This is a genomic window from Paenarthrobacter sp. NPDC091669 (assembly GCF_044756725.1).
Lineage (GTDB): Bacteria > Actinomycetota > Actinomycetes > Actinomycetales > Micrococcaceae > Arthrobacter > Arthrobacter bambusae_C.
In genome coordinates this window covers 12,996-30,592 of sequence record NZ_JBIVTK010000002.1, presented here as the reverse complement: position 1 = coordinate 30,592, position 17,597 = coordinate 12,996, and the positions used below count along the sequence as shown (strand labels likewise).

17 protein-coding genes are annotated in these 17,597 nt (G+C 63.0%); 7 read left to right on the top strand and 10 right to left on the bottom strand.

Translation table 11 applies throughout. The features are described from left to right. Positions 1-2: 2 nt before the first annotated feature. Both ACIQLI_RS03095 and ACIQLI_RS03090 read right to left on the bottom strand, forming a co-directional pair. A complete protein-coding gene (locus ACIQLI_RS03095; RefSeq protein WP_400384848.1) occupies positions 3-737 on the bottom strand; it encodes a metal ABC transporter ATP-binding protein in 735 nt (244 codons plus the stop codon). Beyond that, positions 734-1,678, bottom strand: coding sequence for a metal ABC transporter substrate-binding protein (locus ACIQLI_RS03090; RefSeq protein ID WP_400384845.1), 945 nt, complete (start codon positions 1,676-1,678; stop codon positions 734-736). The genes ACIQLI_RS03095 and ACIQLI_RS03090 overlap by 4 nt, the downstream gene beginning before the upstream one ends. A 51-nt stretch (positions 1,679-1,729) precedes the next feature. Between ACIQLI_RS03090 and ACIQLI_RS03085 the strand changes: the two genes are divergently transcribed. Beyond that, positions 1,730-2,458 (top strand): lysostaphin resistance A-like protein, encoded by a 729-nt coding sequence (locus ACIQLI_RS03085; RefSeq protein WP_400384843.1) that lies wholly within the window; start codon positions 1,730-1,732, stop codon positions 2,456-2,458. Between the two features lie 16 nt (positions 2,459-2,474). Here the strand turns inward: ACIQLI_RS03085 and ACIQLI_RS03080 are convergent, their stop codons facing one another. From ACIQLI_RS03080 to ACIQLI_RS03065, 4 genes are read right to left on the bottom strand one after another with little or no spacing between them, the layout of a single operon-like run. Further along, positions 2,475-4,232 carry a hypothetical protein gene (locus ACIQLI_RS03080; RefSeq protein WP_400384840.1) on the bottom strand — a complete coding sequence of 586 codons (1,758 nt, stop codon included), beginning with the start codon at positions 4,230-4,232 and terminating at the stop codon, positions 2,475-2,477. A 9-nt stretch (positions 4,233-4,241) separates the two neighbouring features. Beyond that, positions 4,242-5,132: a carbohydrate ABC transporter permease gene (locus tag ACIQLI_RS03075; RefSeq protein WP_400384838.1), complete on the bottom strand. Its 891-nt coding sequence runs from the start codon at positions 5,130-5,132 to the stop codon at positions 4,242-4,244. Positions 5,133-5,135: 3 nt separating this feature from the next. Further along, on the bottom strand, positions 5,136-6,080 hold the full coding sequence (locus tag ACIQLI_RS03070; protein ID WP_400384836.1) for a carbohydrate ABC transporter permease: 945 nt from the start codon (positions 6,078-6,080) through the stop codon (positions 5,136-5,138). Positions 6,081-6,083: 3 nt separating this feature from the next. Then, positions 6,084-7,358, bottom strand: a complete 1,275-nt coding sequence (locus tag ACIQLI_RS03065; RefSeq protein WP_354229492.1) for an extracellular solute-binding protein — start codon at positions 7,356-7,358, stop codon at positions 6,084-6,086. A 266-nt stretch (positions 7,359-7,624) separates the two neighbouring features. On the opposite strand from ACIQLI_RS03065, the gene ACIQLI_RS03060 reads away from it, so the two are divergent. The 4 genes from ACIQLI_RS03060 to ACIQLI_RS03045 are packed head-to-tail and all read left to right on the top strand — an operon-like array spanning position 7,625 to position 11,126. Then, positions 7,625-8,062: a VOC family protein gene (locus ACIQLI_RS03060; protein ID WP_400384833.1), complete on the top strand. Its 438-nt coding sequence runs from the start codon at positions 7,625-7,627 to the stop codon at positions 8,060-8,062. Positions 8,063-8,083: 21 nt separating this feature from the next. Next, a complete protein-coding gene (locus ACIQLI_RS03055; RefSeq protein ID WP_400384831.1) occupies positions 8,084-9,034 on the top strand; it encodes a 1,4-dihydroxy-2-naphthoyl-CoA synthase in 951 nt (316 codons plus the stop codon). A 10-nt stretch (positions 9,035-9,044) separates the two neighbouring features. Beyond that, entirely contained in the window at positions 9,045-10,184 is a 1,140-nt protein-coding gene (locus tag ACIQLI_RS03050) for an AMP-binding protein (RefSeq protein ID WP_400384829.1), read from the top strand. A 60-nt stretch (positions 10,185-10,244) separates the two neighbouring features. After that, positions 10,245-11,126: a 1,4-dihydroxy-2-naphthoate polyprenyltransferase gene (locus tag ACIQLI_RS03045; RefSeq protein ID WP_400384827.1), complete on the top strand. Its 882-nt coding sequence runs from the start codon at positions 10,245-10,247 to the stop codon at positions 11,124-11,126. 61 nt (positions 11,127-11,187) lie between these two features. Here ACIQLI_RS03045 and ACIQLI_RS03040 read toward each other — a convergent pair whose 3' ends face one another. Next, complete coding sequence (locus ACIQLI_RS03040; protein WP_172323847.1) at positions 11,188-11,499, bottom strand: DUF4229 domain-containing protein; 312 nt, start codon at positions 11,497-11,499, stop codon at positions 11,188-11,190. Positions 11,500-11,587: 88 nt separating this feature from the next. On the opposite strand from ACIQLI_RS03040, the gene ACIQLI_RS03035 reads away from it, so the two are divergent. Both ACIQLI_RS03035 and ACIQLI_RS03030 read left to right on the top strand, forming a co-directional pair. Further along, positions 11,588-12,028 carry a PLD nuclease N-terminal domain-containing protein gene (locus ACIQLI_RS03035; RefSeq protein ID WP_400384824.1) on the top strand — a complete coding sequence of 147 codons (441 nt, stop codon included), beginning with the start codon at positions 11,588-11,590 and terminating at the stop codon, positions 12,026-12,028. A gap of 6 nt (positions 12,029-12,034) precedes the next feature. Next, the gene (locus ACIQLI_RS03030; protein ID WP_400384822.1) at positions 12,035-12,661 is read left to right on the top strand and encodes a hypothetical protein; all 627 of its coding nucleotides are present in this window, start codon (positions 12,035-12,037) and stop codon (positions 12,659-12,661) included. Here the strand turns inward: ACIQLI_RS03030 and ACIQLI_RS03025 are convergent. The 3 genes from ACIQLI_RS03025 to ACIQLI_RS03015 form a co-directional block, all read right to left on the bottom strand. Next, the gene (locus ACIQLI_RS03025; RefSeq protein WP_400384820.1) at positions 12,642-14,114 is read right to left on the bottom strand and encodes a dynamin family protein; all 1,473 of its coding nucleotides are present in this window, start codon (positions 14,112-14,114) and stop codon (positions 12,642-12,644) included. The two genes, ACIQLI_RS03030 and ACIQLI_RS03025, sit on opposite strands and share 20 nt — an antisense overlap. Continuing rightward, positions 14,114-16,000 (bottom strand): dynamin family protein, encoded by a 1,887-nt coding sequence (locus ACIQLI_RS03020; RefSeq protein WP_400384818.1) that lies wholly within the window; start codon positions 15,998-16,000, stop codon positions 14,114-14,116. The genes ACIQLI_RS03025 and ACIQLI_RS03020 overlap by 1 nt, the downstream gene beginning before the upstream one ends. 142 nt (positions 16,001-16,142) lie before the next feature. Next, complete coding sequence (locus ACIQLI_RS03015) at positions 16,143-17,423, bottom strand: IniB N-terminal domain-containing protein (RefSeq protein ID WP_400384816.1); 1,281 nt, start codon at positions 17,421-17,423, stop codon at positions 16,143-16,145. Positions 17,424-17,597 lie beyond the last annotated feature (174 nt).

The window sequence follows — 17,597 nt, the reverse complement described above, 5'->3', positions numbered from 1 at the left end:
GTTCAGCCCCTGTTCATGACGTCGAGGCCGAAGGCCATGGCCAGGTTTTCGGGCTGGAGCACGGTGTCAGGACTGCCGTGCATGAGCACCTTGCGCATCAGCAGCACCGCTTCGTCGCAGAGCTGGGGCAAGGCATGGAGGTCATGGGTGGAGACCAGGATGGTGGCGCCGTCTTCCGCCAGCTCACGGAGGAGCCGGGTGATGGTGGCCTCGGACCGTTTGTCCACGCCCGCGAACGGCTCATCCAGCAGCATCATGGTGGCTCCCTGGGCGATGCCACGGGCCACGAAGGCTCTTTTCTTCTGTCCACCGGAGAGCTGACCGATCTGCCGGTCGGCGAACTCGCTCAGTTCCACCCGTTCCAAGGCGTGCCCGACGGCGTCCCGGTCGGCTTTGCGCGGCCGGCGCGTGAATCCGAGGTGCCCGTAGCGGCCCATCATCACCACGTCCCGGACGGACAAGGGGAAGGCCCAGTCCACGTCTTCGCTTTGGGGGACGTAGCCGATCCCGGCGTCCTTGCGCATCTTCACGGGTGGCTCTCCGTTGATGAGGACCCGGCCGGAATCGGGTTTCACCATGCCCATGATGACTTTGAACAGGGTGGATTTGCCCGAGCCGTTCATCCCCACCAGGCCGCAGATCCGGGAATGCTGCAGGGTCAGGGACGCGGAGTCCAAGGCCAGGACCTCACCATAGTGGACCGTGACGTTCTCTACGGCGATCGCGGGGGTGCTCATGACGTTCCTCCTGTGAGTGCCGTGGTGATGACTTTGGCATCGTGGCGGATGAGGTCGAGGTAGGTGGGAACCGGTCCGTCGGCTTCGGACAAGGAATCCACGTACAAGGTTCCACCGAACCTGGCGTCCGTGGCACCCACCACCTGCTGCATGGGGGCGTCTGACACCGTGGATTCACAGAAGACTGCAGGTACCTGGTTTTCCTTCACGAACTCGATGGCCCGGGTGATCTGCTGCGGCGTGGCCTGCTGCTCTGCGTTGACTGCCCAGATGTAGACCTCTTTGAGGCCGGCGTCGCGGGCCAGGTAGGAGAAGGCACCTTCGCAGGTGACCAGGGCCCTTTGCTTCTCCGAGAGGACGGACAGCTTGGACACCATCTCGTCCTGCACGGTCTGCAGTTGGGCGTTGTAGTCCTTGGCGTTGGCTTCGAACTCTGAAGCATGGGATGGATCCAGCTTCGCGAAAGCCTTGGCCATGTTGTTGGCGTAGATCTGGACGTTCTTGGGCGACATCCAGGCGTGCGGGTTGGGTTTGCCCTGATAGGAGTCCTCGGCGATGGGCATGACCTCGACGCCGTCGCTCACCACGGCGTGCGGCACGTCCAGGTCTTCGACGAACTGGGCGAACCAGGCTTCGAGGTTGAGCCCATTGTCCAGGATCAGGTCCGCTTGGGCAGCTTTGCGGATATCGCCGGGTGTGGGCTCGTAGCCGTGGATTTCGGCTCCGGCTTTGGTAATGGACTCGACCCGGAGCTTGTCCCCGGCCACGTTCTTGGCGATGTCGGCCAACACAGTGAACGTTGTGAGCACCACGGGTTTGTCATCACCTCCCGCGGAGGAATTCCCGCCACAGGCGGAGATCCCCAGGGCAAGGGCGATGACAGTCAGGACAGCAGCGAAACGGCGGACATCTTTGGCGCGCCGAAACGAAAAGTTAGGCATACCGAAAAGTGTAGCCAAGCGAGGGCCACCCGGCAAAGCTAGGCTGGTTACATGGGCACTCTTTCCACCAAAGCATCTCTCTATAGATTCACTGCCCTTGACGCCGTCGCAGTGGCTGTCTACCTCGCCTTCACTGTCTACTTCACGTTCGCGGGTGAATCCGTGGAACGGCTGATGCTCCAGCTCTTTCCCGAGCCGGCCACCGCATCCTATGCCGTCAATGCGGTCTTCTATGCCGGCGTCGGAATATTCGCGGTGGCATCAGCCTGGCGGGTGATGGGCAGGGACCTCAAGATCCTTGGCACCCGGCCATGGTTCACCCTGGGCATGGTCCCCTTGGCGATCGTGGTGATGCTCATTCTCACGGCCCTGCTGGTGGCGGCCTTCGGCACGGCTCAAAGCTCAGAGAACCAGCTGGGCATCCAAGGCCTTCTGCAGCAGGTGCCTGCCTGGCTCATGGCGCCCTTGCTGGTGCTGCTGGGCCCCTTTGTTGAGGAGTATCTGTTCCGGCACTTGCTGATCGGCAAGCTGTCGCGGTACCTGAACATTTGGATCTGCTGCGTGATCTCCGTGGTGGTCTTTGCCTCCATCCATGTGGTGGGCCGCGAGGGACTGGTCCTGTCAGCGTTGGCGCCCTATCTGGGCATGGCCGTGGTGCTAGTGGCGGTCTATGTCTGGACGGGGAAGAACCTGATGTTCTCCTACTTTGTCCACGCCGCCAAGAACCTGATGGCCGTTGTCCTGATCTACGCGATCCCGTCCGAGCTGCTGCCCAGCTAGAAGCTGGCCTGCCCAGCTAAGCCACGCTCTTGCCCGTCAGCACCACCCGGTGGCTGCGCGAGGTCCGCCCCGTGATGTAGACCTTCACGCCGTAGCTGGCGTTCGAGCCTCCCGGATAGCGGTAAGCCTCCCCCGGGTTGTAGACGGGCGGGCTGTCCGGGTCTGCTGCGATGCCGGGTCCGAACCCGATCACGTCGTTCCCCACACGGTAGGCACCCATCCCGGAGGTCAGCTGGAAGGTCCCGGACCCAGCGCCGGCCTCCTCCACCCCGCTGAGCTGCCCACCTGCGCGGAAGGTCAGCTCCAGGGCGTACGAGGTTTCGGCACCGTTGAAGTCCAGCTCCAATTCCACTGTTCCGTCCGCCACGTTCGGCGTGACCGTGATGGACGTTGCCAGACGATGCTCCACGGTGGGCCTGTTGCCGAAGTCCATGGAAGCACTGAAGCGTCCTTCGTTGACCAAAGGGTAGATGCCGTCCGAACGCTGCACATCCACCGGCAGCGGAAGGTAGAAGTTGGCGCTCAGCTCATCTCCCAGGCGAACCGCGGGACCATCAACAACTGCGCGCCGGCTGCGGAACGGCCCGAGGTCGAAGAAGCTTCGCGAGAGCCGCACATCCGTCAGGACCGCCTCGCCGTGACTGAAGCGCAGGAAGGTGGGATTGGTGGCAAGTCCCGAGCCGATGCCGGACGTGACATCGTCACACCCACCAAAGACCGTGACCGCACTCCGGCCACCGCGGAAGCGATGGATTCCACAGCTGGCCAAGCCCGCATGCCCGGGAGCCATCGCTGCCGGGAGGCTTTCCCCCACCTCCCCTGCTGGAAGCTCCACGGCTGGAAGCTCCCCGGCCAACCACGGATCAAGCCGGACCCTCGCCAGGGCCTTGGCCGGTTCCAGCAGCGGGAATTGCCGCAACCAGGCCGCAGCAGCAGCGAAGTCGCCGTTCCCGTCCTGATTGGCCAGCCGGCGGTACAGCAGCTGGAAAGCTTCGCCGTCAAACCTGTTCCACTGGTCCTGCCTGCGCGAGAACAAGGACTCCGCACTGCCATCGCTGCCGAACCACGGCAGGAACGCCGTCAGGTTGGCCCGGACATGGTCAAGGAGTCCGGGCCGGCCGGCGTGGTCGGCGATCGCCAGCAGTGATGGGTTGGTCACGGCGGTGGCGTAGAGCGGGCTCCTTTCGGAGTACATTCCATCCGGCAGTTGGTCGATCCCCTCGGCCAGCCATTGGCCGATACGCTGCTGGATGTCCGGACGCGGAGTTCCCTCCGATTCGTGCAGCGCGTGGATGCGGGCCAGCGCGGCACACAGCTCCCAACGGTGGTTGGGGGTGTGAACGCCGCCGCTGATCAAGGCGTCAGTAATACGCCCGACGACGGCGCGCAGCCGGCTGACGGTCCCGGCCAAGCCATCTTTCGGGGAACCCAGGATGTCCAAGGCCATGCAGGCGTCATTGATGGTGAAGGCAGAGTCCGGCGGCGAACTGAGGTTGGTGCCGTCGAACAAGCCGGTGGGCCCTTGCAGGTGCTCAAGCCTGGCCACACAGTCCGCCATGAGCCCGGGCAGCCTGGCCGAGCCCGCGTGAACGGATCCGGGTTGGGTGTAGACGGTGGCCAAAGCCAGCAACCTGCCCATGGCGGGGCGGTGCGCCAAAGCCGGCACGCCGCCGTCGGACGCTTCCAGCAGCGTGTCCACTTGGCGGTCGGCCGCTTTGATCAGTTCGCCGAGGAACGCTGCATCCACCGCAACTGACGCTGTTTGGTGATTCACTCCGGGCCCCTAATCCTTCAGTCCTGCGCTGACGTCAGCGTTGAGCACATATTTCTGGAACACCGCAAACACCAGCACCAGCGGGAGGATGGAGATCACGGAGGCACCCAGCAGCACGGGCCAGTCGATGTTTTCCGCGCCCACAATGCTGCGAAGTGCCACCTGCAGGGTGTACCACTTGGGATCGTTCAGCACGATCAGAGGCCAGATGTAGTCGTTCCAGCGCCACTGGAAAGAGAAAATGGCCAGCGTGAACAGGATGGGCTTGGACAGCGGGAGCATGATCCGGAAGAAGATGGCCAGTTCGCTGGCGCCGTCGATCCTGGCCGAATGCAGGAGATCGTCCGGGACCGTCAGGAAGAACTGGCGGAACATGAACACACCCGTGGCTGTCAGCACGGAGGGCACAATGATGCCCGCCAGGGAGTTGTACAGCCCCAGGTCGCGGATCACCGAGAACGTGGGGTTCAGGATCACTTCGGTGGGCAGCATGGTGGTAGCCAGGATGCACACGAAGAACAGCCGCGTTCCCTTGTTGTTGTACTTGGCCAGCGCATAGCCGGTGCAGGCACTGAAGAACACCGTGAGGACTGTGGTGACCAGCGAAACCGTGGCCGTGTTCAGGAAGTACCGCGCAAAATCCACCCGTTCCCAGGCATCCACGAACCCCTGGAACGTCCATTCCCGGGGAATCATGGACAGCGGATAGCTGAAAAGCTCGCTTCCGGGCTTGAATGAGCTCAGGAGGAACCACAGCAACGGCAGCGCGTAAATGGCCACAATGACCCAGAGCACGGCCGTCAGCGGAGCGGACAGGTTCTTCCGCCTGGCACGGGCCTCGCGGGTTTTGCCCGGGAGTTTGGCCCCTGCAGCAGGGGGCATTTTGGTAGCTGTTGCCATGGTTCAGCCCTTCTTCTTGTTGAAGCGCAGCTGGATGAGCGCGATAGCCAACAGGACCACCATGAGCACCATGGAGGCCGCGCTCGCGTAGCCCACCTTGGACTGTTCGAAGCCGGTCTTGTAGATGTACTGGACAATCAACGTGTTCTCCGTTCCCGGTCCACCGTTGGTGAGCGCCTGGATCATGGCGAACTCCTTCATCGCATGGATGGTGGAGAGCAGGATGACCATGAACGACGTCGGCGCGATGCCGGGCAGGATCACATGCCGGAACCGTTGCCAGGCGTTGGCGCCATCCAATTCGGCCGCCTCCAGGAGTGCCTCGGGGATGTTCTTGAGCGCCGCGATGAACAGCAGCATGTTGAAGGCCGTACCACCCCAGGCCGAGGCGAAAATGACCACCATCAACGCGAGGTTGCCGTTACTGGACCACGGCACCGGGCCGCCGCCCAAGGTGGTGATGACGAAGTTGACGAAGCCGAAGTCCTGGCCGAACATCCATTTCCAGATGACACCCACTACGATCGGCGAGATCAGCCACGGCAGGAAAATAATCACCTTGGCCGCTGTCCGCCCCCGCGTGGCTTTGCTGACCAGCAGCGAGGCGATGCCCAGGGATGAGACGTAAACCAACGGCACCGAAAGAACCGTGTACAGGAACGTCCGTGTCAGCGCCGCGTAGAAGGTGCTGTCAGCGAAGAGCTTTTGGAAGTTGGCCAGGCCGATGAAGTTCAGCTTGCCCACGCCGCGGTAATCCGTGAACGAATAGATCAGCCCCAGCGCACCAGGCCAAACGAAGAACACCAGGAACAACACCACGTTGACGCCGATGAGGATCAGTGGAGCGATGACGTAACGGTTGCGCCGCCGTTGCTGGGACTTGCTGCGCACCGCCGGTGAGCCAGGCTGTTCCGGCCTCACCGCGGGGGTGAGCGTTGAATTGGCCATGGCTTAGGCGCCGTTGTAGAGCTTCACGATGTTCTCCACCGTGGTCTTGGCATCCTGGCTGCCGCCCAACATCTTCACGGTTTCCTCCCTCAAGGGGTCTCCGGAGAACGGGGTCTCGGCATAGGCCTCGGCGACGACGCGTTTGATGGCGTTGTCACCCTTGGCTTGGTTCCCGGCAATCTGCTGCTGGTAGAGCTCAAAGGAGGCCTGCTGGTACGGATACTCCACCTTGAGACTCTCCTTCACCGGCAGGTAGCCGCCCAGCTTGGCGAACTCGGTGTAGTTGGCGTCGTCGTAGAACCAGTCGATGAACTTCTTGGCTTCTTCGTCCGCGCCGGTGTCCTTGAAGGCCACCATGAAGCCGCCGCCGAGATTGGTGGCGTTGACTTCCTTCTTGGGCAACGGCACCGACAGCCACTCAAAGTCCTTGATGTTCTTGTTGAAGTCCGCCACCTGCCAGCTGCCGGAGTAGTAGGCAGCTACCTGCCCGCTCTTGAACATGGCGTTGCCGTCTTCTCCGCTGAGCCATACTGACTTGGGCATCGTGGCGTCGTCGTTAATTTTCTGGAAGTACTCCAAGGTCTCTACGGCCTTGTCATCCGCGGCGTACTTGTCGCCGTTCTTTGCAAAGGCGTCGCTGCCGAACTCGTACATCATGGCGCGCAGGCGGTGGCCGGAACGGTCCATCACCATGCCGTACTTGGCCCCGGCCTTCTCGCGGACCTGATTCACGGCTGCTACGAATTCGTCCCAGGTCCAGCTGTTGTCGATAGCCGTGGGGTAGGCCACTCCGGCTTTGTCGAAGAGGCTCTTGTTCACAAACAGGCCCACTGCGGTGAGGTCTGACGGGATGGCCGGGAGCGTTCCGTCCGGGGCCGTCTGCAGGAACTTTTCATCAATGTTCCGGGCCTTGGCGATATCGCTGAGGTCCTGGAGCTGATTCACCCAGAGGGGGTCCAGGCCCGTGACGCGTGCCAGCGCCGGAAGGTCATTGGCGGTTGCAGCATTCTTGAGCTTTGTAGTGATGTCCGCAGTGGGAACGTCCACCACCTCGATGGTGATCCCGGTGGCTTCCTTGTACTTGGCCGCAGCCGCGGCGAATGCGCCTCCCTGGTTGGTGTCCCCTGAAAGGACCAGTTGGAGGGTCTTGGCACCGCCCTCGGCGGAGGTGCCACCACCGCTACAGGCAGAAAGTCCGACCGCGAGGGCGGAGAGGCCGAATGCCGTCAATCCGAATTGCCTGCGGCTGATGCTGGAGATGCGTGTCTGCTCTGACAATGCTCTGTCCTTTTCTCACGGGGCTGCCGGCCGGGGCCTGACTGCGGAACTAGGACGTGGCGCGGGGGGCCACGTTGCCTTGGTAGGAAAAGCCTTTCCTGCACCCACTGTGATCTATGTCATGACAATATGTCAAGGTAATGTATGTACATCTCCAACGTTGGAGAGGGTCCTAGGGCCCGTGACCAGCAGGCTCTTCGGAATCCGGACCAAACATGACCGCAAAGGCCTACCAGCCATCCGGCGTCGGGAATAGCGTTGGGGGCATGACACTGAACATCCAGGTAGTAGTCGATTGCAAAAAGCCGCATGACCTCGCCGACTGGTGGGCCGAAACCCTCGACTGGAGTGTGGAACCACAGGATGAGGCGTTCATCCGATCGATGATTGAGCAGGGCTACGCCACCGAGGACCAGACCATCACGCACAACGGCAAGCTGGTCTGGGCCGAGGGCTGCGCGATCGTGCCTGCCGAGGACACGGACCCCACGTCCGGCCGGCGCATCCTGTTCCAGACCGATGCCAACGAAAAAACCGTCAAGAACCGCGTGCACTGGGATGTCCGCCTGGACGGCCGGGACAAGGATGAGGTGCGGAAACAATTGGAGGCCCGCGGAGCAAAGCACCTCTGGACCGCCAGCCAGGGACCCCACGAGTGGCACACCATGGCCGACCCCGAGGGCAACGAGTTCTGCATCAGCTAAGGCCATTACTAGACTCGGAGTGTGAACAACCAACTCCCTGCCAAGGTTTCCGACATCTTTGACCCCTCACGCTGGCGCACCGTTTCCGGCTTTGATGACTTCAAGGACATGACCTACCACCGGCAGGTAGAGCGTTCCGCGGACGGCACCGTCAAGGACCTCCCCACGGTCCGGATCGCGTTCAACCGCCCCGAAGTCCGCAACGCCTTCCGCCCGGGAACGGTGGACGAGCTCTACCGCGCCATGGACCATGCACGCATGACGCCGGACGTTGCCACGGTGCTGCTCACTGGCAACGGACCGTCGGAAAAAGACGGCGGACACTCGTTCTGCTCAGGTGGAGACCAACGGATCCGCGGACGCGACGGCTACCGCTACGCCCAAGGGGACACCCAAGAGACCATCGACCCCGCCCGTGCCGGCCGGCTCCACATCCTGGAAGTACAGCGGCTCATGCGGACCATGCCCAAGGTGGTCATCGCCGTCGTGAATGGTTGGGCGGCAGGCGGCGGCCACTCACTGCACGTGGTCAGCGACCTCACCATCGCCTCCCGCGAGCACGGGAAGTTCAAGCAGACGGACGCCACGGTGGGAAGTTTCGACGCCGGTTACGGCTCTGCGCTGCTGGCCCGCCAGATCGGGCAGAAAGCCGCGCGGGAGATCTTCTTCCTTGCCCGCGAATACTCTGCCGATGACATGGTCCGCATGGGTGCCGTCAACGAGGCCGTGGACCACGCACGCCTGGAGGAAGTAGCCCTGGAGTACGCTGCGGACATCGCCCGCCAGTCACCGCAGGCCATCCGCATGCTCAAATTTGCCTTCAACCTGGCCGACGACGGCCTGGCAGGCCAGCAGGTCTTCGCCGGCGAAGCCACCCGCCTCGCCTACATGACCGACGAAGCCGTGGAGGGCAAGGAAGCGTTCCTCCAGAAACGCGACCCCGACTGGTCCAGCTTCCCCTACTACTTCTAGGACTCACCCTGTGGACATTGATCCCGTACTCAAAGCACTGATGGCCGCCCTCCACGGCGAGGGTCCCGCCGTCGAAATCGTCACCGGCGACGACGGCGAACCGCAGGCGGTCCCGGTGGAGACCGGCGTCGAGGATGCCGCTGTGGTGGTCCGCACTTCCGGTTCCACAGGCACCCCCAAGGCAACCGTCCTGACCATCGACGCCCTCGCGGCCTCGTCCGTGTCCACCGCCATGGCCCTGCGCGGTGAAGGCCAGTGGTTGCTCGCGCTCCCGCTGCAGTATGTGGCCGGAGTGCAGGTCTTGGTCCGCTCGCTGTACGCAGGCACCCGGCCATGGGTCATGGATCAGTCTGACGGTTTCACGCCCGAGGCGTTCACCGCGGCGGCCGGGGAACTGACAGACAAGATCCGCTTCACCTCCCTGGTTCCCACGCAGCTGCAGCGGCTCCTGGACTCCCCCGCGCCGGAAACCCTGGCCGTCCTGCGCCGGTTCAATGCGATCCTGCTGGGCGGCGCTCCAGCGTCGCCTGATCTCCTTGCCACCGCCCACGCAGAGGGACTCACGGTGGTCACCACCTACGGCTCAGCCGAGACCTGCGGCGGGTGCGTCTACGACGGCGAGCCGCTGGACGGCGTCGAGGTCCGCATCGGTGAGGGCGAGCTGGAAGGCCGCATCCTGCTCGGTGGCGACACCGTGGCCGCGGGCTACCTTGACGCCGCCCGCGCGTCCAAAGCCGCCTTCTTCGAGGAGGACGGCGTCCGCTGGTACGTCACCGGCGATCTCGGCGAGCTGGACGACGACGGCAGGCTCACCGTACTGGGCCGGGCGGACGATGTGATCATCACCGGCGGCGTCAAAGCCTCCGCCGCCTACATCCAGTCCAAGCTGGAAGAGCTCGACGGCGTCACCGCGGCTTTCGTCACCGGCGTCCCGTCGCGCGAGTGGGGCCAAGCCGTGGCAGCTTTCGTAGCAGTGACCGATCCCAGCCCCGAAGGCATCGAGGGCTTCACGTCCCGGCGCGAGGCTGCGCTTGGAGTCCTGGCACCGAAAACTGTGTTCGCTGATAAGGAATTGCTCATGCTGCCCAATGGGAAACCGGACAGGCTGGCCATGATTGAACGGCTTTCCGAACTGCATCAGGGACAATAGACACGTTCTTCCTCCCGAAACTGACTCTAGATCAACCGCGAAATACACGAGGTACTACACGTGGCGACAGCTGCACAATGGATCCAAGGAGCCCGGCTCCGCACACTGCCCGCGGCCATCGCGCCCGTCCTGATCGGTTCGGCAGCGGCGTACGAGCTCCACGCGTTCCGGCTGCCGAACGCGATCCTGGCTGCGCTCGTGGCGCTCCTGCTCCAAATCGGCGTGAACTACGCCAACGACTACTCCGATGGCATCCGCGGCACCGATGAGGACCGCGTTGGACCCCTGCGCCTCGTGGGATCCGGGGCTGCCTTGCCTGAGCAAGTGAAGTGGGCAGCGTTCGGACTGTTCGGCGCCGCAATGATTTGCGGGCTGATCCTGGTGATCATCACCCAGTCATGGTGGCTGATCCTGGTGGGCATCGGATGCGTCCTGGCCGCCTGGGGCTACACGGGCGGCAAGAATCCCTACGGCTACATGGGCTTGGGCGATGTCTTCGTGTTCGTGTTCTTCGGGCTCGTTGCCACCCTCGGCACCACCTACACCCAGGCCGGCCAAGTCAGCCTGGCCGCCGTGATCGGTGCAATTGGTACCGGCCTCATCGCCTGCGCCCTGCTGATGGCCAACAATGTCAGGGACATTCCAACGGATACAGCCGCCGGAAAGCGGACCCTGGCAGTGCGTCTTGGCGACCGGCATGCCCGTGAAAGCTACGTGTTGATGCTGGCCGTCGCCATCCTGCTGGTCATCGTGCTGGCGCCCACCAAGCCGTGGATGCTGATCGTCCTGCTGTTGATCCCCGCGTGCCTGATGCCGGCCTGGCTGATGGTCAATGGGAAGAAGCGCAAGAGCCTCATTCCCGTGCTCAAGCAGACCGGCATGATCAACCTCGGCTACAGCCTGCTGTTCTCGCTGGGGCTGATCCTGAGCCGCGGCTTCTAAGTTTTTGTACAGCTAACGCCCCCAAGAAGGCTTCTTGGGGGCGTTAGCTGTACAAAAACTCCTAGACGGAGCCCGGGCGTTTGTCGTTGTTGACGGCGATGTCCGGGTTCTTTTCCACCAAGCCGTCCTCGGCTGCGGCGTCCTCAACCTCGCCGGCGGTCCTGATGGGCTTGGCCCGCCCGGAGAAACGTTCGCGCATGGCAGCCGTGGCGGCGTCGCGCTGTTTCTGGAAGAACAGGTAGCTGATGGCGAACGCCATCAGCCCGGCGAAGATCACCGCCGGGATCAGCCCAACCCCCAAAAAGTAGAAGAGCACGAGCAACGGCGCGAAGAGCGCCAGGCGAATGAGGGAATACTTCAGGAAAGCCACCATCCAAGTTTAGCCGCCCCTATGGTTGCACTCTGATCACGGGCCTGCAGAGGGCGTCCAGTGAACGGCTTCCGGCGACTAGACTTGGTGCATGCTCCGCGTTGTAGGCGTCGTCGTTGTCCTTGTCATCTTCGTCTATGCCCTGGTGGATGTTATCCGCACGGACAAGCACCAAACACGCGGTATTTCCAAACCCGCGTGGATCATCGTGATGATCGTCCTGCCGCTGCTGGGTGCCATCCTGTGGTTCATCTTCGGCCGGCCCTATGGCAAGCCCACGGCAAAGGCCGTACGCCGCTATCCAACAGCTCCGGACGACGACCCCGAATTCCTCAGGAACCTGGAAACCCGACGCCGCAACCAGGCCGAGGATGACCGCCTGAAGAAACTCAAGGCTGACCTTGAAGCCAAGGAGCGTGAGCTGGGCGATAAGCCCTCGGGCGGCTCCGAGGAGGCGACAGGCAACGGTTTCAAACCCGGCGATGCCAAGCGCAGTGAGCCGGACCCCCATGACACGGACGAGCTGAAGTAGGCAAACATGGCCCAGCAAGCTGATGGTTCACGGCAGTTACCTTCCACCACACCATCAGCCATCGGGCCCACAGCGCGTCCCGCACCGCCACCCCGTCCAGGTGTTTCCCTGTCGGTGCCGCCTCCCATTGCCGCGGCCGTAGTGCCACCAGGCACCGCACGGCTCTCCCGCTCCCTGTGGGTTGCCAGCTTTGTGGCGGGAATCGCCGTCGTCGTCTTTGGTTTCCTCGGCCGTGACGCCCACTTTGAACGCCTGAAAGGCGTCATCGGTGGCATGGTTCCCGACGGTGACGCCCAAGCTGTCGAGGGGTCCACCGCCGTCGTTTTCCTGGGCAGCCTCGCCATGATCGCGCTGGTGGTGGCCATGGAAGCTGTCCTGCTCGCGGTGCTTTTCAAACGCCGCGTCTGGGCACGGTGGACCTTGGCGCCCCTGGTCCTCCTGCACGCGGTGGTGACAGTGATCACTGCCGACTTTGTGGTGGCTCCCGGCACGGACGGCATCTTGCCCACGGTGTTGCTGGCGTCCCAGTTCATCCTTGCCGCGGCAGGGCTGATCCTGCTGTTTTTCCCTTCGACTACCGCTTGGCTCCTGAGCGAAAAATACAGCGAACGGCTCAGCGACCGGCCGGCATAGCGGCCAGCATCCCTTCGCAACTTCGCATGACCACGCGGCACGCTTCCAGTGCCGACGGCTCTGTCAACGGATTTTCTGCGATCAGCCGCCAACGGCTCAAAGAGCTCCGGGCAGCCTCGCTGATCTGCCCGGGATCCGCCTCCGGGTCCACGCCCAACCGCAACGAGGGAGTGCTGCCACGGCCACCCACCAGCCGTTCTGCTTCAGCTTCCTGTTCCCCGCCCAGTCCCACCCCACCTGTACGCAACGCGGCGAGGAGCTTGAGCTCCCGGAACTCATGAGCGCCGGTCTGGAGCCGTTCCAACGCCGCTTCCAGCTGCGCCGCCCGCTCCCTGGGAGCGCCGCGGACCAATGACTCCAAGCCCACGACGACGGCACGCGCCTTGAGTGCGTCGGCACGGCTCTGGAAGAGATAGCTGATGGCGTCCAGCAAGGTACCCAGCCCGCTGCGACGTGCCAGTTCATGGGCCAGCTCGTTGGAATCAGTGGGACCGCCCCGGATCAGGGCAACACCCAACCGGATCCCGAACAGGCCAAACCGTTGCACCAGCGATGCTTTGGTGTCCGGGTTGAGGCCTTTCGGATCCTCTGAACGGACAAAACGGTCTGCGGACAGCATCATTCGTTCCCGTTGGTTCCGGTCCATCTGCGCCAACATCACCATGGCCTCATAGTCCGCCTGCCGCATGGTCCGTGAGCTCTGTGCCAGCAGCCCGGCCACGGGCACCACACCCAGGGCCAGGGGTTTGAGGTTCTGGTCCCGGCTGTACCTGTCGGCGATGACCGCTGCGGAAATCAGGGAGTCGATCCTTCCGGCGCCGATCTCGTCCGCCCGGGACAGGACAGCCAGGGCATTGACGGTACCGGATCGTCCGGCGGCGGTGTCCTTGAAGGATTCAAGGAACCGGACATCGGAGGCGTGCAAGTGCCGCATGAGATAGATGACGGCGTCCGCTGCCGTAGGTTCGTCTTCCGGCAGCAGGAAAGCCGCCGATCTCCCGGAAATGTCCTCGGACAATGAGGCTATGCCGGGAGTATCGATCAAGGTGAGATTGCGCAAGCTGGCTGATGGCCAGTCCACCACCAGACGCTCCACATCCCCGGCCGGCATATCGCCCAAGGACAAGACCAGTCGGCCGTCTGCACGGGTCACGGGGAGGTCTTGTGGTGCGCCCCTGAACGGGTACACCGTGATTTTCGGAGTGTGACCGTACTGGTACCACGTGACCACGCGGGTGCATTCACCGGCGTCAGTGGGAGCGATTTCCTCGCCAATGATCGCGTTGAGGAGTGTTGATTTCCCGGCCTTGACCATCCCGGCAACAGCGATGCGCAACGGCCCTTCCAACCGGCGGTCCAACTCGTCCACCACCGCGAGCGCGGCGGCGTCACCGTTGAAGACTTCCCGTGCGTGCCGAAGCAGGTCCGTGGCTCCGGCAATTCCCGGTTCCATCAGCCGGCCGGGACGGTTGAGGGTTTGGGTTGGTTTTCCATGGACGGAGCTTCCAGCAACTGCTGTGCTTCCCTGGCCAAGGTGTCCACTGCCTTGAGTTGGCCCCGGATCTCCTTGATCCTCATGTCCCGTTCCACGGCGTAGGTTGCGGCAACTTTTTGGGCAGCCGCCACGGATTCAGCCAGGGAGCGGTGGTGCTCCTCGGCGATCTCCGTGAAGTGGTCCCGGGTGGCCCGCTGGACCAGCCGCAACCTGTCCCTCAGCTGTTTTCCGACTTGGAACACAACATCGTCCACGTGCTTCCTGACCAGGATCTTGGCTTCGGCTTGCCGCTGCTTCAGCCGGGCTGCTTTGTCCTCCCGAAAGGCTTTCCGTCCCAACAGGAGGCCGGCGCCGACCGAGAGCGGGTTGATGAGGGCCATCCCAAAGATGCCAGTCAGGAGGCCGAACATCAGCACGCCGCCGTAGGAGCCGCGCATACCGATCAGCACCTTTTGCAGGGGTCCGAGGCGCCCGTTGTCCATCTTCTGGATGTCAGCCACAGGGTCCAGCACTCCGCCCGTATCGGCCACCTTCAACGCCGGCAGGGCCACCTCATCCTCGGAAAAGTGGTTCGCCACCTGGGTGGCCAGCCACTGGGCCCGTTCGCTGGTCCAGACGAAGGTATCGGAGACCGCAGCAGCGGTGCTCTGTTCCAGCCACTGGGTGAACTGATCCCAGGCAGGGCCGGGGTCCCCCTGGTCAATGGCGATTTCCGCTTCGCGTTGGATCCGGCGCAACCTGTCTTTCAGGTCGTACTCCATGTCTGCGATGAGGTCACCGATGCCGTCGTTGAGGGTGATCTGCCAGCGCGCAGACCGCTTGCGCAGCGAGTCCGCGTCCTCCTTGGCCGCGTTGAGGCCGGCAATCATCTGCGGCGTACCCTCGGGGTTCTCCAGGGCACCAAGCTCCGACTGCAGGGCGAGCCTCAGGTTTTCGGCCACGGACAAGAGATCATGGCCAACGGACCGGCGTTGAATTCTGGCCGCCTCCCCCACGATGTTGTTCCTTAGGTGGTGGATCAGCGCAGGGAACCCTGATTCGGCGTTCAGTTCCGTGTCCTGCAGACGCGCAGCCTGAAGCCGAAGCTCCGAAGAGACGGGGAACAAGGGTATGTCCGGCCCCACCTCGGCAAGGTGTTTCCGGTCGAGGTCCTCAATCTGCCGCCAGCTCGGATAGAGGTCGGTCTTGGACAGCACGCACACCACGTTGGGACTGATGCGCATGGCTTGGCGCAGGAACCGCATCTCCGGTTCGGTGTATTCCTGGGAGGCATCGGAGACGAACACCATGGCATGCGCTGACGGGAGGGCCGTCAGCGTGGTCAGTGTGTGGGTTGACCCCAGCCCACCCACCCCGGGCGAATCCACCACTGTCAGTCCGCCCGCCAGCAGTTTCCGCGGCAAGACAACCTCCGCCGCCACGATGTTCTTCGCGTTGCCCGGATTGCCTTTTTCGGAGACGTAGTCGGCAAGGTGGTCCAGCTGCACGGTTTGGCGTTCAAGCGTTCGTTCGCGACCGTCGCTTTCGAGTTCCGAACGAGTGCCTTCCGGCGCGCCACCATCCGCAGCGGGAACCAGGACAACGGCCGACGCCGGATCCCCCTGCCGTACCACCGTCGGCACAGTGGTGGCAATGTCGTCATCCACGGGACAGACGGGCGCATTGACCAAAGCATTGATCAGTTGGCTCTTGCCTTGCTTGAATTCGCCCACCACAATCACTCGAACGCTGGGATCCTGGAGGCGGTTTCGAGTGTTCTCCAAGCGTCGTCGAAGGTCGTTCCGCTCCCCCACCAGTGCCATGCCCTGCTCTACCAAGGTGGTCATCCGTACAGTTTCCGCCACGGTGTGTCCTTTGTTCTGCCTGCTCCGGTGCTGCCGTCCGGAGAGGCCACGAAGTGCCCGGCAGGCGTCCATCCGCCTGCCGGGCACTGCTGGGGGTGCTCTGCGCCGCAGCTCTCGCTACGGCGTGTGGACCGTTTTGCTGCTAGTCGATCTCAACGTCGTTCTTGGCAATGACGTTCGAATGGTCAATGTCGTTGTATTCGACGTCAACCTCGTTGTCCTCGATGTTCGTGTAGCTCGACTTATCAACCTCGAGCTCGTTGTCCTGGATCACCGTGGAATCGTAGTTGACCTGGACGTCCTCCAGTTCCACGTTGGTGGAGTGGTCGTTGGTGTATTCCAGCTCCACCTCGTTGTCCTTGATGATGGTGGAGTTCTCGATGTTCGTGTACTCCACGTCCACGTCGCCGACCTCCAACTCGTTCTCCGTGTTGTAGGAGTCCTTGTTGAACGAATCGGTGTTGTGGATGTTGGTGTGGGAGTTGTCGGTGTGTGAAGAGTTGTCCTCATTGAAGGAGTCCTCGATGTCCACGTCCACATCAACATCGGTGTTGTAGGAGTCCTTGGTCACCGAATTGTCCGAATTGTCGTTGAACGAATCCTTGACTTCGATGTCCGTGTTGCCCACTTCGACATCTCCGGGACCCGTCTCGCGGATGGTCACCGAGTTGTCCGTTGAGTGATCGTCGGTATTTGTGGTGGTGGTAGTCGTGGTGGTGTTACCGGAGTCCTTGACGTCATCACCGGCAGCAATGGCGCCGTCGCCCGAGGCGATGACAGCGTCCTGGTTGAAGAGCTGTGTGACATCACCGTCTGCCCAGATGTTCTGGTTCACCGACTGGTCGGTGATCGTATCGCGGTCATCAATAGTGGTGGTGTAGGAGTAGTTGTTCACCACGTGGACCAGTTGTTGAACGGCGTGGGCATGGTCATCGTGGTCGTCTCCGCCACCCCAGCCACCGCCACCGCCGCCACCGCCACCGTGGCCGTGATCGTCGTCGTCATCATGACCACCCCAGCCACCACCACTGCCGCCACCACCGTGGCCGTGATCGTCGTCGTCATCATGGCCACCCCAGCCACCACCACCGCCGCCGTGATCGTCGTCGTCATCATGGCCACCCCAGCCACCACCACCGCCGCCGTGATCGTCGTCGTCATCGTGTCCGCCCCAGCCGGCGCCGCCGCCGGTGGAGCCCTGGTTGCCGCCGGTGTTGTATTCACGGTCGAACGACGAACGGGCGTTGATCGGTGCGTAGTCCAGGACCACCGGGCGAACAGCATCGACGTCGGCCGAGGAAACGTCACGGAGGCCGGCTGCGGCAAGGGCAGCCTCGGGGTCGCGGACAAAGTCCTCGGCTGCGTCGGGATCGTTGAACAGGCTCATCAGGAACTGCACGAGCTGTTGTGCGAGTGTAGGCATTGGAATGCTCCCTCAAATTCTGTGGTGGGTGGTAAATGGCCCGGCGCCTTTGCCGGGCTCCCCTTCAACGTATGGCTGTGGTGAGGGCCCGGGCATCGGGGGTGGTCCCCCTACCGCTTGCCCCGGCGTTAGGGGGGCGCGGGATTTTCCGTTAGGGGGTGGAGGGGGCTGCCG